This window comes from Streptomyces sp. NPDC059169 (genome assembly GCF_042755225.1).
In the GTDB taxonomy this organism is placed as follows: domain Bacteria; phylum Actinomycetota; class Actinomycetes; order Streptomycetales; family Streptomycetaceae; genus Streptomyces.
This window is the reverse complement of record NZ_JBHZCF010000010.1, coordinates 74,562-88,316: the sequence shown is the minus strand read 5'-3', so window position 1 is coordinate 88,316 and position 13,755 is coordinate 74,562. Positions and strand designations below refer to the sequence as shown.

At 72.2% G+C, this 13,755-nt stretch carries 12 protein-coding genes; 6 read left to right on the top strand and 6 right to left on the bottom strand.

Going from position 1 to position 13,755, the window contains the following annotated elements:
• Window positions 1-43: 43 nt before the first annotated feature.
• The 3 genes from ACFXOM_RS19860 (at window position 44) to ACFXOM_RS19850 (ending at window position 2,985) form a co-directional block, all read left to right on the top strand.
• Window positions 44-748 carry a DUF1365 domain-containing protein gene (locus tag ACFXOM_RS19860; RefSeq protein ID WP_384930828.1) on the top strand — a complete coding sequence of 235 codons (705 nt, stop codon included), beginning with the start codon at window positions 44-46 and terminating at the stop codon, window positions 746-748.
• Window positions 745-2,022: a class I SAM-dependent methyltransferase gene (locus ACFXOM_RS19855; RefSeq protein WP_384930831.1), complete on the top strand. Its 1,278-nt coding sequence runs from the start codon at window positions 745-747 to the stop codon at window positions 2,020-2,022. The genes ACFXOM_RS19860 and ACFXOM_RS19855 overlap by 4 nt, the downstream gene beginning before the upstream one ends.
• A gap of 120 nt (window positions 2,023-2,142) precedes the next feature.
• Window positions 2,143-2,985, top strand: coding sequence for a DUF1295 domain-containing protein (locus ACFXOM_RS19850; RefSeq protein ID WP_384930834.1), 843 nt, complete (start codon window positions 2,143-2,145; stop codon window positions 2,983-2,985).
• A gap of 140 nt (window positions 2,986-3,125) precedes the next feature.
• Here the strand turns inward: ACFXOM_RS19850 and ACFXOM_RS19845 are convergent, their stop codons facing one another.
• The 4 genes from ACFXOM_RS19845 to ACFXOM_RS19830 form a co-directional block, all read right to left on the bottom strand.
• Window positions 3,126-3,308 (bottom strand): DUF6381 family protein, encoded by a 183-nt coding sequence (locus ACFXOM_RS19845; RefSeq protein WP_384930837.1) that lies wholly within the window; start codon window positions 3,306-3,308, stop codon window positions 3,126-3,128.
• 495 nt (window positions 3,309-3,803) lie between these two features.
• Window positions 3,804-6,353, bottom strand: a complete 2,550-nt coding sequence (locus ACFXOM_RS19840) for a SpoIIE family protein phosphatase (protein WP_384945841.1) — start codon at window positions 6,351-6,353, stop codon at window positions 3,804-3,806.
• A 65-nt stretch (window positions 6,354-6,418) separates the two neighbouring features.
• A complete protein-coding gene (locus tag ACFXOM_RS19835) occupies window positions 6,419-7,363 on the bottom strand; it encodes a beta-ketoacyl-ACP synthase III (RefSeq protein ID WP_385038634.1) in 945 nt (314 codons plus the stop codon).
• Window positions 7,364-7,480: 117 nt separating this feature from the next.
• Window positions 7,481-7,837 (bottom strand): VOC family protein, encoded by a 357-nt coding sequence (locus tag ACFXOM_RS19830; protein ID WP_384930846.1) that lies wholly within the window; start codon window positions 7,835-7,837, stop codon window positions 7,481-7,483.
• Window positions 7,838-8,106: 269 nt separating this feature from the next.
• Between ACFXOM_RS19830 and fdhD the strand changes: the two genes are divergently transcribed.
• On the top strand, window positions 8,107-8,946 hold the full coding sequence (gene fdhD, locus ACFXOM_RS19825; protein WP_384930849.1) for a formate dehydrogenase accessory sulfurtransferase FdhD: 840 nt from the start codon (window positions 8,107-8,109) through the stop codon (window positions 8,944-8,946).
• Between the two features lie 105 nt (window positions 8,947-9,051).
• On the opposite strand, the gene ACFXOM_RS19820 is transcribed toward fdhD, so the two are convergent.
• Both ACFXOM_RS19820 and ACFXOM_RS19815 read right to left on the bottom strand, forming a co-directional pair.
• Window positions 9,052-9,423, bottom strand: coding sequence for a (2Fe-2S) ferredoxin domain-containing protein (locus tag ACFXOM_RS19820; RefSeq protein WP_384945882.1), 372 nt, complete (start codon window positions 9,421-9,423; stop codon window positions 9,052-9,054).
• A 253-nt stretch (window positions 9,424-9,676) separates the two neighbouring features.
• Window positions 9,677-10,705, bottom strand: a complete 1,029-nt coding sequence (locus ACFXOM_RS19815; RefSeq protein ID WP_384930851.1) for a bile acid:sodium symporter family protein — start codon at window positions 10,703-10,705, stop codon at window positions 9,677-9,679.
• Window positions 10,706-10,822: 117 nt separating this feature from the next.
• Between ACFXOM_RS19815 and ACFXOM_RS19810 the strand changes: the two genes are divergently transcribed.
• A complete protein-coding gene (locus ACFXOM_RS19810) occupies window positions 10,823-11,710 on the top strand; it encodes a LysR substrate-binding domain-containing protein (RefSeq protein ID WP_385038632.1) in 888 nt (295 codons plus the stop codon).
• Between the two features lie 221 nt (window positions 11,711-11,931).
• A complete protein-coding gene (locus tag ACFXOM_RS19805; protein ID WP_385038630.1) occupies window positions 11,932-13,755 on the top strand; it encodes an AMP-dependent synthetase/ligase in 1,824 nt (607 codons plus the stop codon).

The following is a 13,755-nucleotide window of genomic DNA, read 5'->3' as shown; positions in this document are numbered from 1 at the left end:
CCGGGCGGCACGGTCCGGCGACGCTCCGGCACTGTACGAGTGCGTGGTTGCCCACGCACGCACCGCCCCGTTGCGCCATGCCTTCCGCCACCGCACGTACCTGTGGCTGACCGACGTCGACGAGCCGCCCCTGCTTCCCCTGCCCCTGCGGGCGCTCGCCCGGTTCGACGCCCGGGACCACTTCACCGGACGAGCCGCCAGCATCCGGGCCGGCCTCGATGCCTTCCTGGCGGCACAGGGCGTCGACCTCGCAGGAGGCCGGGTCCTGATGCTGGCCCACGCCCGCGTCCTCGGCTTCGTCTTCAACCCCCTCACTCTCTTCTGGTGCCACGACCCGGCCGGACGTCTGGTGTGCGTCGTGGCCGAGGTCCACAACACCTACGGGCAACGGCACTGCTATCTGCTGCGTACCGACGCCACGGGAGTGGCGGAAACGGCCAAGGACTTCTATGTCTCGCCGTTCTTCCCCGTCGCGGGCCACTACCGCATGCGGGTACCGCTTCCCCGCGAACGCCTCGACGTCACCGTGCAGTTCGAGCTCGGCAACGGTCGTCCCTTCACCGCCACGGTCCATGGCCGGCACCGGCCCGCCACCACACGGGAACTCCTGCGCGCCGCCGGCCGGCGTCCCTGGTCGACTGCCGCGGTGTGGGCGGGCATCCGCCGCCACGGAATCCACCTGCTGTTGCGCGGACTTCCCGTCGAACCCCGCCCGCCCCACACTCCGCAGAAAGGCATGACCCCGTGACCGTCTCCGTCCGCTCAACCACCGACGCAACGCCCGCGCCACCCGAGCCGTCGGGCCACGTGGTCGACGCGGCCCGCTGGCCGGACGTCGCCCGGCGGCCCGTCGCACGCCCCGTGCGCACCGCCGCCGCCCGCCTCCTGTTGCGCCGGGCCCTGGACCGGCTTCCGTTGAGGGTCGGCTACGCAGACGGAGCGCCCACGGGGCACGGCCCGTTGCTCACCCTCCATGCACCCGACGCCTTCTTCCGGCGCGTCGGGGCCGACGGACTGATCGGGTTCGGCGAGTCCTACATGGCCGGGGAGTGGGACTGCGACGACCTCCCCGCCGTTCTGACGGTGCTGGCCTCCCACGTCGGGGAACTGGTGCCCGCGCCGTTCCAGCGGCTGCGCCCGCTGTGGACGCACGCCCGGCCGGCCGGACAGCGCAACACCCCCACGGGCGCCCGCCGGAACATCCACCGCCACTACGACCTGTCCAACGACCTCTTCGCCACGTTCCTGGACGAGACCCTCACCTACTCGTCGGCCGTCTTCGATGTGATCCCCGCCTCGTGGGACGCCCTGGCAGCCGCCCAGCACCGGAAGATCGACCGCCTCCTCGACCTCGTCCGGGCCGGGGAGGGAACCCGCCTGCTGGAGATCGGTACCGGCTGGGGCGAACTGGCCCTGCGCGCCGCGGCCCGCGGCGCAGAGGTGACAACGCTGACCCTTTCCGCACAACAGGCGGAGCTCGCCCGGCGCCGCATCCGGGCCGCCGGACTCGCCGACCGGGTCGACGTGCGGCTCTGCGACTACCGCGATGCGACGGGCCGTTACGACGCGGTCGTCAGTGTCGAGATGATCGAGGCTGTCGGCGCGGAGTACTGGTCCGTGTACTTCACCGCCCTGCGCGACGCCCTCGCTCCCGGCGGCCGCATCGCCCTGCAGGCCATCACCATGGACCACCAGCAGATGCTGAACACGGCCGCCACCCATACCTGGATCAGCAAGTACGTCTTCCCCGGGGGCCTGATCCCCTCCCGCCGGGCCCTGGAGGACCATGCGGAGAGCGCCGGCCTGCGCATCGTCTCCGACCTCGGGTACGGGGACCACTACGCACAGACACTGCACCTCTGGCGGGAACGCTTCATCGCCCACACCGACCTCGTGACCGGCCTGGGGTTCGACACCACCTTCCAGCGCATGTGGGAGCTCTACCTGGCCTACTCCGAGGCGGGTTTCCGCGCTCACCGACTCGACGTCCGCCAGATCCTCATGAAGGAGGCGCACCGGTGACGCCACCCTCCGCAGAGCCCCTTGCAGTGCGCTGCCACCGCGTCCCCACCGGAACGTCCTCCGGGCGGCCCGGTGCCCGGGGCGGCCGAGTGCCCTGCCGTACGAGGAGTCGGTGAGACCGTGGACGGAACCGACTGGAGCGCCTTGTGGGCCAATCTCGCCGCGGCCGCCGTCGCGGCGCTCACCGTCATGCTCGTGACGTTCCTGATCGCCCTGTGGCGCAAACTGCACCGGATCGTCGACGTCGCCTGGGGCGTGGCCTTCACCGCCGTCGCCGCCACCACCTGGGTGCTGTCCGCCGGATACGGGGACGGTGGCCGGCGCCTCCTCGTCGCGGTCGCGACCGCCGTGTGGGGCTCGCGACTGGCCGTGCACATCGCCCGCCGGGGACACGGCCGTGGCGAGGATCCCCGCTACACCTCACTGCTGGACAAGGCGCGCGGCAGTCGCACCCTGTACGCCCTGCGAACGGTGTACCTGCTCCAGGCGGCCCTGGTGTGGCTGGTGTCCCTGCCGGTGCAGGTCGCCTCGTACGCCCGCGAGCCCGTCGGCCTGCTCGCCGTCATCGGCGTCCTCTGCTGGGCGGCGGGCGTCACCTTCGAGGCGGTGGGTGACCACCAGCTCGCCCGCTTCACGGCCGACCCGGCCAACCGGGGCCACATCATGGACCGCGGCCTCTGGGCGTGGACCCGGCACCCCAACTACTTCGGCGACTGCCTGGTGTGGTGGGGCCTCTACCTGATGGCCTGCACCTCGTGGCCCACTGCCCTGCTGAGTCTCGTGTCCCCCGTCGTGATGACCCTGCTCCTCACGGTCGGCAGCGGCAAGCGGCTCCTGGAGAAGCACATGGCCGACCGCCCCGGATACGCTGCCTACGCGGCGCGCACCAGCGGCTTCCTCCCCCGGCCGCCCCGGACCACCGGCGATGGGGCCGGGGGTGTCCGGTGGCCTCGCCCGTGGTGAAGGCCGGTTCCACTGCACCGCCGGGTGTGGTGGCCGGTGCCGTCGGTAACGCCGGTCCGTGCCGACGGGGCACGCGGTCGACGAACCGGAGCACGCCGCCCAAGTGCTCCTCGGGTCCCCGTCGTCACCGGCCACCCCGCTCACTCGGGACCGCGGTCCTCGCCTCCCTGCCGCCGCGTACTCTGCTCCATGAGTTTGCGTGCCTGGTCCAGCAACCTCCGGCGCTCTTCCGGATCCGTTTCGTGATCCGCCGCCGTCTCCAGCTCCTGCGCCTTCTGGAACTTCCGCGCAGCCTGGTCCGCTGATTCGCCGTTCGCACCCATGACCACTCCTCGTGAGGTTCCCGTTGCCGTGGGCAGTCAAAGAGAGTCGTCCACCGGGGACGTGGCGGCTCGCCTGGTGAAGAGTCGCTCCGCACGGCACCACCAGGCGTCCATCACCCGGACTCCTAGGACAAGTCTAGGCAATATGTCGGACACATGGCGATGCGCCTCGGCCCGTCGGCACGGGGCACGAGGCACGAGGCACGAGCACGAGTGAGGCCGTGTGGTGCGGGGCAACGCCGCCTGACGGGGAGCGCGCCGGCGGATCGCACGGCGCCCGGTCCCGCGGTCCCGTACACGGCACCCGACGGCCCCGCCCCTCAGTCCGGCGCCTTCGGCCGACCGGCGCCGCGGAAGCGGAGACGGTTCAGGAGGGAGGCGGTCGCCGCGGCCGCCGCTCGGCGAACGTCCGCGACGCTCGGAGCCGACGTCGCCGCCGGCCCACCACGTCGCGCGTGCGGGGCCGGTTGCTTGAGCACGCGACGACGGCGGCACTCACCGGCCCGGCCCGGCCAGGGTGCGGTCACCGAGCGACTGCGGCCACCGCACGGTGAGCAGGAGGGCGATGTCGTCGGGACGGTCGGTGGCGTGTCGTGCCTCACGCATCAGGCGATCGGCGGTGTCGGCGATGGAGATCCCGCTGACCCGGGCAAGCGTGGAGCGCAGTTGCTCGACCCCGACGTCGATGTCGGTGCCCGGGTCCTCGATCAGTCCGTCGGTGTAGAGGGCGAGCACCGCCCCGTGTTCGAGGGTCAGTTCACTGACCGGATAGGTCTCCTCGGCGTCGACGCCGAGGACCACACCGCCGGGGAGGTCCAGCACCTCCGTGCGGCCGTCCCGTCTGCGCAGCAGGGGCTGCGGGTGCCCGGCACGCACGGCCTGGGCGGCTCCGGTCACCGGGTCCAGCCTGACGTAGAGGCAGGTGGCGAACTGTCCGGGGTCGAGGTCGATGAGCAGCCGGTTGGTGCCGCGGATAACGGCGTCGGGTCCCAGCCCGGCGAGCGCGAAGGCCCTCACCGCGCTGCGTAGTTGGCCCATCGTGGCTGCCGCGGAGACACCGTGGCCCTGGACGTCCCCGACGACAAGGGCGATGCCCTGGTCGGTCTCGATGACGTCGTACCAGTCACCACCGATGTCCAGGCCCTGGGTGCCGGGGAGGTAGCGGCCGACGGTCTCGACATTGGCGATCGACGGCAGCCGGTGCGGCAGGAGGGCGTCCTGGAGGCCGCGGGCGAGAGCGGATTCGGTGTCGTAGCGTTGGGCGCGTTCGAGAGCCTGCGCGATGAGCCCGGCGAGGGCGGTGAGAACGGTGCGTTCCTCGGGGGCGAAGCCGCGGGGCTGGTCGAAGCCGAGGATGCAGGAGCCCACGGGGCGACCGGACGCGATCAGCGGGAGGAACGCCCGGGCGCCCACGGACGCGTCGAGCGGGATCCCGGGATACGCGGAAGCCAGTTGCTCCATGGACTCGAAGAAGATGGGGCGGCCGGTGGTGAGGGTCTCCACACCGGGCAGTCGGGCGTCGAGGCCGACCCCGTCGAAGGGTTCGAGGAAACCGGCGGGGAAGCCGGTCTCCCACGCCAGGTACAGGTGGCGTTCGTGCAGGACGTAGATGGCGAGCTGGCGTCCGCCGAAGGCGGGCAGCAGCTCTTCGGTGACGACCGCCGACACCTGGCGGGCGGTGACGGCCTCGGTGAGGGCGATGGCGAGGGCGACCGGCCGGTAGAGGGCGGTGGCCCGGTCGACGGGCGAGGCGAAGGTGCCGAGACCCGGGCGCGGTCGTTGGAGGGGACCGGCCGGGTAGTCGGGCCGGTCGGCGACGTCGAGGGTTCCGGTGATTCCGTGGTGGCCCGGGTAGAGGCACACCGAGAGCCAGTCCTGCTGCCCGCGGTGGACCTGGAAGTGGACCGGGTCGTGCGAAAGCAGCGCCGCCCGGTAGTAGTCCTCGAATCCGGGGCGGTCGAACCAGGGCACCGCCTCCCAGAGAACCCGTCCGGCCAGATCGGCGCGCGCGTACCCGAGCAGTTCCTCGGCCCTTCGGTTGACGTAGGTGATCCGTGCGGCACGGTCGAGCCCGAAGACCCCGTCGGGCAACCGGTCGCCGGCCTCCGAGAGCATCGCACCGGCGCCCAGGTCGATGAGCGAACCGGCGATCCGGCGCGACCCGATCCCGTCGGACGGGTGGACGGGGCGGCCCGCGAGTTCCACCAGGGACGGCGGCCCCGTGGCGCGCTGGAGCCGCAGCCGGCGGACGACCGGCCGGCCGTCCCGGGCGGCTTCGCGGACGACGGCCCACAGCTGGTAGGCGTCCTCGGGTGCCACCTTGGCGGTGAGCGCCTCGGCTGTGCCGGGGAAGCGGGCCGGGTCGATGTCGAGGATCGCGCAGAGTTCTTCGTCTGCGGTCAGGGCGCCGGTGCCCACGTCCCAGTCGAAGGTGCCGATCCGTACGGGCCGCACGGCGGACTCGGCGGATTGGACGACCACCGGTTCGCGGTCCCACAGCACCTGGGTGCCGCCCCGCTGCAGCTCGGACAGGGCGGCTCCGAGGCGCCGGCCGGCGTCGTCCATGCGGCCGCGGTCCGCCTCGTCGACCGCGAGGCCCGGGGTGGCGGGGCGTACCGCTACGAGCACCCCGAAGCGTTCGGTGCCGCTCTTGACGGGCACGTACAGGGAGCCGAACGGGAACGGCAGGCCGGCCATCAGCTGCGGGAAGCGGCGCATGGCCTCCTCCCCGTCGGCGAGGTGGATCGGCTCGGAGCGGCGGTAGCACTCGGCCACCGGGAAGGGCCGGTTCACGTGCATGCGCCACCAGGGGCGGAACAGCTCGGCGGGCAGGCCGAGGAGGACGGCCAGGCGCAACAGGCCCGTGGCCTCGGAGCGCAGGTACACCGCTCCGACGTACCCGCCCACTGCGCCGACCGCGTTCACTGCGGCTTCTGCGAGCACCAGGCCGAACTCGTCCAGGTCGTGGACGGCGCTGTCGCTCGACCCGTGCTGTGGCCCGCTCCCGCGCTGCGGACCGGGCCTGGCCGCGCCGTACCAGGTCACATAGCAAGGATGCGTCAGGGCCGTACGGACGCGCACCTCCAGCACCACCGCGTGGGCCGGTGCGCTCAGGGGCAGCGGACGACCTGGCCCGCGTACGAGAGGTTGCCGCCGAAGCCGAAGAGCAGGGCCGGGGCGCAGGACGCCAGCTCACCGCGCTCCAGCAGTTTCGACAGGGCCATCGGGATCGAGGCCGCAGAGGTGTTGCCCGAGGTGACGACGTCGCGGGCCACCACGGCGTTCACCGCGCCGATCCGCCGCGCGACGGGTTCGATGATCCGCAGGTTCGCCTGGTGGAGGACGACGGCGGCGAGCTCTTCCGGGGCCACCCCCGCCCGGTCGCACACACTGCGGGCGATCGGGGGCAGCTGGGTGGTGGCCCACCGGTAGACGGACTGCCCCTCCTGGGCGAAGCGGGCGGGAGTGCCCTCGATCCGCACCGCGTGCCCCATCTCGGGGACCGAGCCCCAGAGCACCGGCCCGATCCCGGCGAGGTCGTCGTCGCATGCCTCGACCACTGCGGCGCCCGCGCCGTCGCCGACCAGGACGCAGGTGGTGCGGTCGGTCCAGTCGGTGACGTCGGACATCTTGTCGGCGCCGATGACCAGGGCGCGGGTGGCGGAGCCCGCGCGGACGGCGTGGTCCGCGGTGGCGAGGGCATGGGTGAAGCCCGCACAGACCACGTTGAGGTCCATGACGGCGGGACGGGGCATGCCGAGCCTGGCTGCGACGCGGGCCGCCGTGTTCGGGGAGCGGTCGGTCGCCGTGGAGGTGGCGACGAGGACCAGGTCGATGTCGGCGGGGTCGAGCCCGGCCGCGGCGAGGGCCTTGGCCGCGGCGTGGGCGGCGAGCTCGTCGACCGGCTCGTCGGGACCCGCGACGTGACGGGTCCTGATACCCACCCGACTGGTGATCCACTCGTCGCTGGTGTCGACGAGCGCGGCGAGGTCGTCGTTGGTGAGAACCCTGGCCGGCTGGTAGTGCCCGAGGGCGGCGATGCGCGTGCCTGTCATGCCCGGGGATGCCCCTCTGCTGCTGTCGACGTCAGGAGCCATCCAGTCTGGTGACCAACCGACGGGTAACCGGGCAGGTGATCCGACAGGATTCACCGACGGGTATTGGAGACTCCGTCAGCGCGCCGGAGGCTGGTGCACCCCGAAGGGCGACCCCTGGTCGTCACGGCAGAAGCGGAATCGCCCGAACCGCTTGACGCTGTCCGGGCTTTCCCGGTCCGGGCCCTCGACCGTGCCGCCCAGTTCCACCACCCGGACGAGCGCAGCGTCGAGGTCGTCGACCCGGAAGAAGACGTAGGGGCCGGCCTCTGCGTCGGCGCCGTGCACGCCACCGGGGACGGTGCGGGTGGTGATCGAGAAGCCGGTTCCCGACGGCACCTCGTCGAAGGTCCAGCCGAAGAGGCTGCCGTAGAAGGCACGGGCCTTCGTCGCGTCGTCGACGCCCAGTTCGAAAAAGGAGATCTCCCCGGCCATCGCTGGCTCCTGTCGTACGGCGGGATGTCGCCGTCCACGCTGCCACACGGGGGGCCGGCGGCAAGTCCGTGCGGGCTGCCCCGGGCTGTGCCCCGCCGTGCTCGGACCCGGTCACGGCGATGCGGCCGGCCGTTCGGCTTCTCCCGGTCGTGCAGGACACGTCGTGCAGGACAATGGGAGCGCATGCGCCGCGTCGGGGACAGCTCCGGTCCACCGGGGAGGTCCCGCATGCGCCGGCATGTAACACGTCAAAGATCGGACTGATCAGCATGGGACGGGTCACCGAGCGCCGCCGCACCATCCGGGTGAGGGGCGGCGCCGTGTCCGCGCGGCCCGACACGCTGGTCGCCGAGGAGCCCCTGGAGATCCGGCTCAACGGCCGTCCGCTCGCGGTCACCATGCGAACGCCCGGCGACGACTTCGCGCTCGCTGCGGGGTTCCTGGTGAGCGAGGGCGTGATCGCCTCGGGGGCGGATCTTCGGTCGATCGTGTACTGCGCGGGCGCCATACAGGACGGCTCCAACACCTACAACGTGGTCGACGTGCAGCTGGCACCGGACGTACCGGTGCCGGAGATCACGCTGGAGCGGCACGTGTACACGTCGTCGTCCTGCGGCCTGTGCGGCAAGGCCAGCCTGGACGCCGTACGGACCCGGTCCCGCCACCCCATCGCCGACGATCCGCCGGTACTGGTGTCGCCGGAACTGCTGTCGCACCTGCCCGACCGGTTGCGGGCGGCCCAGCGGGTGTTCGACCGCACCGGCGGGCTGCACGCCGCAGCACTCTTCTCCGAAGACGGGGAGCTCCTGGACGTCCGGGAGGACGTGGGGCGCCACAACGCGGTCGACAAGCTGGTCGGCCGGGCGGTGCGCGAGGACCTGCTGCCACTGTCACGGGCGGTCCTCCTGGTGTCGGGTCGCGCCTCGTTCGAGCTGGCGCAGAAGGCCGTCATGGCCGGGATCCCCGTGTTGGCGGCCGTGTCCGCCCCGTCGTCGCTGGCGGTGGACCTCGCAGCGGAGACCGGTCTGACCCTGGTCGGGTTCCTGCGGGGCCAGGACATGAACGTGTACGCCGGCGAGGAACGCATCGTCCTGCACTCGCAGGTGTGACGGCCGCCGCATCCGTCCGGCACCGGGCCGCCGCAGAAGTCCCGTCCGGTGCGGACGGGTGCGGTCGGCGGGCGTTGCCCACAACGGCGGGCCCGGGGCTCGAGGTCAGCGGATGGCGCCCGCCCGTGGGGGTGGCGGGATCAGCTGGAGCGAGAGCGTCGGCGACGGCTCCGCCACCCCCGGCCCTCCGGCCTCGGCCCACGCGAGCACCTCGTCGGTGGCGTCGTCGTCCAGGGCGAACCCGATCCATACCGCCCTGGCACCACGCCGCCGGGCTTCGGTGGAGGGCTGCACCACGATGACGTTCGCCTGCCCGCACGGGCCCAGGCAGTCGCTGGTGCGCACCGCGATCCGGCCGCCGGACGCCTCGGCCGCGGCGCGCAGCCGGGCGAGTTGCCCCGTGTGGTCGGGGCCCGGGTTCTTCCGGGCGTCCCCGCAACAGCAACCCCGGCAGACGACGAGGGTGCAGGGGCGCATCGCCCCGGGGCGGATCCAGGTGGGGCTCACGCGGCGGCACCCCGGGGGACGGCGGATGCGGAGCGGGCGCCGGGGCTCCGGGACGCACGCGACGGCACGGGGCCGCGGGGGGCAGCCCCGTCGGGCGCCGTACGGCCCCTTCCGGAGGTGCGGGTATCAACGGGTACGGGCATGATCGCACGCTACCCGCCCGGACGATCACCCCGGCACGGCGGGTCATTCGGGGTCGTGGTGCGACTCGCCCACCGTGGGTTCAGCTCCGCACGGCCTCGCGCGCGGAGCTCGGCACGGCCGGATCCGCGGACGGTCGTGGATCCTCGGCCCGCCGTCGGGCGATCACCGCGCACACCATCAACTGGATCTGGTGGAACAACATGAGCGGCACCACGGCGAGGCTCGCCTGGGCGCCGAACAGGACGCTCGCCATCGGCAGCCCGGCGGCGAGGCTCTTCTTGGACCCGGCGAACTGGATCGCGATGCGGTCGGCCCGGCTGAAACCCAGCCGCCCGGGCAGGTACCAGGTGAGGGTCAGCATCACGGCGAGGAGCACCACCTCGACCAGCAGCAGCGCGCCCAGCCGTGCCGGTGTGACCCGGTGCCAGGCCCCGGTCACCACGCCCGCGCTGAAGGCCGTGTAGACGACGAGGAGGATCGAGCCCCGGTCCACGCGGCCGAGCAGCTTCCTGTGGTGGGTGAGGAAGCCGCCGGTCCAGCGGCGCGAGACCTGCCCGGCCAGGAAGGGCACCAGGAGCTGCAGCACGATCTTCGGCAGCCCGTCCGTCGGGGCGCCGCCGTCGGCTCGGAGGAGGACGCCGGCCAGCAGCGGAGTGAGGACGATCCCGGCGAGGCTGGAGAAGGAGCCGGCGCAGATCGCCGCCGGTACGTTGCCGCGGGCGATCGAGGTGAAGGCGATGGACGACTGGACCGTCGACGGCACCAGGCAGAGGAACAGCAGACCGCTGTAGAGCGGTGGCGTCAGGACGTACGGGACGAGCCCCCTCGCCGCCAGGCCGAGCAGCGGGAACACCACGAACGTGGCGCCGAGCACGGTCAGGTGCAGCCGCCAGTGCCGTAGCCCGTCCATCGCCTCCCGCGTGGACAACCGCGCCCCGTAGAGGAAGAAGAGCAGGCCGATCGCCGTCGTGGTCGCCCCGTCGGCAACCGCGGCGGCCCACCCGGACACCGGAAGCAGCACGGCGAGGAGCACCGTCCCGAGGAGGGCCGGGACGAATGGGTCCACGGGCAGTCTCAGGGGCGGCCGGCGGGTGATTCTGCGGATCATGCGCTCCACGCGTGCTCTCGAAACCGGTTCGTGGGCTCCATCGTCACCGCGGACAGGGCGATCGTGAATCCCGTACACCGCTCTGACTGCCATCATGAATCGCGATAGCTTGGGTCCATGTACGAGCCCGGCCAGTTGCGGACCTTCCTCGCGGTTTCCCAGACACTGAGCTTCACGCAGGCGGCACGCCGGCTCGGCGTCCGGCAGTCCACGGTCAGCCAGCACGTCCGGCGGCTGGAGAAGGCGGCGGGGCGGCAGCTGTTCACCCGCGACACCCACAGCGTGGAGCTGACCGAGGACGGCGAAGCCATGCTGGGCTTCGCCGCGACGATCCTGGAGGCGAACGAGCGGGCAGCCGCGTTCTTCGCGGGGACCCGGCTGCGCGGCCGCCTCCGGTTCGGGGCCTCGGAGGACTTCGTGCTCACCCGGCTCCCGGAGATCCTGGAATCGTTCCGCCGCGACCACCCCGAGGTCGACCTGGAGCTGACGGTCGAACTGTCCGGCACCCTGCACGAGCACCTGGAGGCCGGCCGTCTCGACCTCGTCCTCGCCAAGCGGCCCGCGGGAGGCAGCCGCGGCGAGCTCGTCTGGCAGGACGTGCTGACCTGGATCGGCGCCCCTCGGCTGCGTCTCGACCCGGACCGGCCGGTCCCGCTGATCGCCTTCCCTCCCCCGGGCATCACCCGCGCCCGCGCCCTCTCGGCCCTGGAGGGGGCCGGCATGCCGTGGCGCGTCGCCTGTACGAGCACGAGCTTGAGTGCGCTGATCGCCGCCGCTCGGGCCGGGCTCGGCGTCATGGCCCACACCCGCGGGCTGATCCCCCCGGGACTCGTCCCCGTGGCCGCACGCTCGGGCCTGCCCGACCTGGGTGCGGTGGACTTCGTCCTGCTCCACGGCCACCGGGTCGGGGTGCCGCGCGGCACCCTCGAGGCGTCGGAGGCGCTGGCGTCGGCGATCCTCGCGGGTGGCGACCGGCTGCACCGCACCGCAGACCGCTCGCGCTGACGGGCGACACCGTGTCGACGGCGTAGGGATTCGGTGCAGATTCTCCCAGGGACCGCTCGCCCGAAGGCCAGAACTCCGTTCAAAGCCGGCCCTGTTGGCTGGATGTAGCTGGCTGACCAGCATCGATGCGAAATGTACCGACTTACCGAGGCCCCTCCCGCACGGGAGCCGGGTGGGGTACCGTCACCGGCGCTGTGCGGAGCGCCACAAGGAGCAGGTCATTGCGTGAGTTCACGGTTCCACCCCTGGCGACGCCACCCCCCGCGGGCGGGCTTGCGGATGCCGTGTTCGACCACGCCCGCACGGACCCGAACCGGGTCGCCCTCGGCCGCAAGGACGAAGGCGGCAACTGGCGCGATATCACCTCGGCGGGGTTCCGGGACGAGGTGCTGGCCCTGGCGAAGGGCCTGCTGGCCCACGGCGTGCGGTTCGGCGACCGGGTCGCGATCATGTGTCGTACCCGCTACGAGTGGACGCTCTTCGACTTCGCCCTGTGGACGGTGGGCGCGCAGCCCGTGCCCGTCTACCCCACGTCGTCGGCCGAGCAGGTCTTCTGGATGCTGCACGACGCCGAGGTGTCGGCCTGCATGGTCGAGCACGAGGACCACGCGATGACGATCGGCTCGGTCATCGACCGGTTGCCGAACCTGAGGAAGCTGTGGCAGCTCGACAAGGGAGCCGTCGCCGAGCTCATCGCGGACGGTGCGCACATCGACGAGGACGTGGTGCACAGGCACCGGCGCGCCGTCACGCCGGAGTCCGTCGCCACGGTGATCTACACATCGGGTACGACCGGCCGCCCCAAGGGGTGCGTGCTCACCCACGCCAACTTCATGTACGAGACCGACACCCTCATCGGGCGCTGGGAGCCCGTCTTCCACTCGAAGCCGGGCGACGAGCCGGCGACCCTGCTCTTCCTCCCGCTCGCGCACGTCTTCGGACGCATGGTGGAGGTCGCGGCCGTGCGGGGCCGGGTCAAGCTGGGCCACCAGCCGGCGTTGCAGGCGACGGCGCTGATCGCCGATCTGGCGGCGTTCCGTCCGACGTTCGTTCTGGCCGTCCCGTACATCTTCGAGAAGGTCTTCAACGCCGCCCGCCGCAGGGCGGAGGCGGACGGCAAGGACGGGCCGTTCGACAAGGCCGTCGACGTGGCGGTGAGGTACGCGGAGGCCAAGGAGCACCGCGCGTTCGGGCTCGGCCCCGGGCCGTCCGCGGCCCTCCGGGTGCAGCACCAGTTCTTCGAGAAGGTCGTGTACCACAAGGTCCGCGAGGCCATGGGCGGCCGGATGCGGCACGCGATGTCCGGCGGTTCCGGAATGGACCGCAGGCTCGGTCTCTTCTTCGAGGGCGCGGGCGTCACCATCTTCGAGGGCTACGGGCTGACGGAGTCGACGGCAGCCGCCACGGCGAACCCTCCGGAACGCACCAAGTACGGCACCGTCGGCCAGCCGATCCCGGGGACGACGATCCACATCGCCGAGGACGGCGAGATATGGGTGCGCGGCGGGCAGGTCTTCTCGGGCTACCTCAACGACCGCAAGGCGTCGGACGCCGTGCTGCACGACCGCTGGCTGGCCACCGGCGACCTCGGTTCGCTGGACGCCGACGGATATCTGACGATCACCGGCCGCAAGAAGGAGATCCTGGTGACCTCGGGCGGCAAGAGCGTGTCGCCCGTGGGGCTGGAGGAGCGGGTGCGGGCGCACCCCCTCGTGTCGCAGTGCATCGTGGTCGGCAACGACCGGCCGTACATCGCGGCGCTGGTCACCGTGGACCAGGAGGCGGTCGACCACTGGCTGGCGATGCGCGACATGGCTCCGCTGGCCCCGGCCGACCTGGTGCGCGACCCTGACCTGGAGATGGAGATCCGGCGGGCGGTGGTGGCCGCCAACACCCTGGTGTCGCAGGCTGAATCCATCCGTACGTTCCGCATACTGGCGCATCCGTTCAGTGAGGAGCACGGGCTGCTGACCCCGTCGCTGAAGCTGAAGCGGAAGGCGATCGAGGCGGCGTACGCGGCCGAGGTGGACGCACTCTACGGCTGA

What these genes read in the sequence shown, in the direction of transcription:
- ACFXOM_RS19845 (WP_384930837.1), bottom strand. Translation starts at nt 3,308, where the DNA reads ATGGGTGCGAACGGCGAATCAGCGGACCAGGCTGCGCGGAAGTTCCAG.
- ACFXOM_RS19835 (WP_385038634.1), bottom strand. Translation starts at nt 7,363, where the DNA reads ATGACAGGCACGCGCATCGCCGCCCTCGGGCACTACCAGCCGGCCAGG.
- ACFXOM_RS19830 (WP_384930846.1), bottom strand. Translation starts at nt 7,837, where the DNA reads ATGGCCGGGGAGATCTCCTTTTTCGAACTGGGCGTCGACGACGCGACG.
- fdhD (WP_384930849.1), top strand. Translation starts at nt 8,107, where the DNA reads ATGGGACGGGTCACCGAGCGCCGCCGCACCATCCGGGTGAGGGGCGGC.
- ACFXOM_RS19820 (WP_384945882.1), bottom strand. Translation starts at nt 9,423, where the DNA reads ATGCGCCCCTGCACCCTCGTCGTCTGCCGGGGTTGCTGTTGCGGGGAC.
- ACFXOM_RS19815 (WP_384930851.1), bottom strand. Translation starts at nt 10,705, where the DNA reads ATGATCCGCAGAATCACCCGCCGGCCGCCCCTGAGACTGCCCGTGGAC.
- ACFXOM_RS19810 (WP_385038632.1), top strand. Translation starts at nt 10,823, where the DNA reads ATGTACGAGCCCGGCCAGTTGCGGACCTTCCTCGCGGTTTCCCAGACA.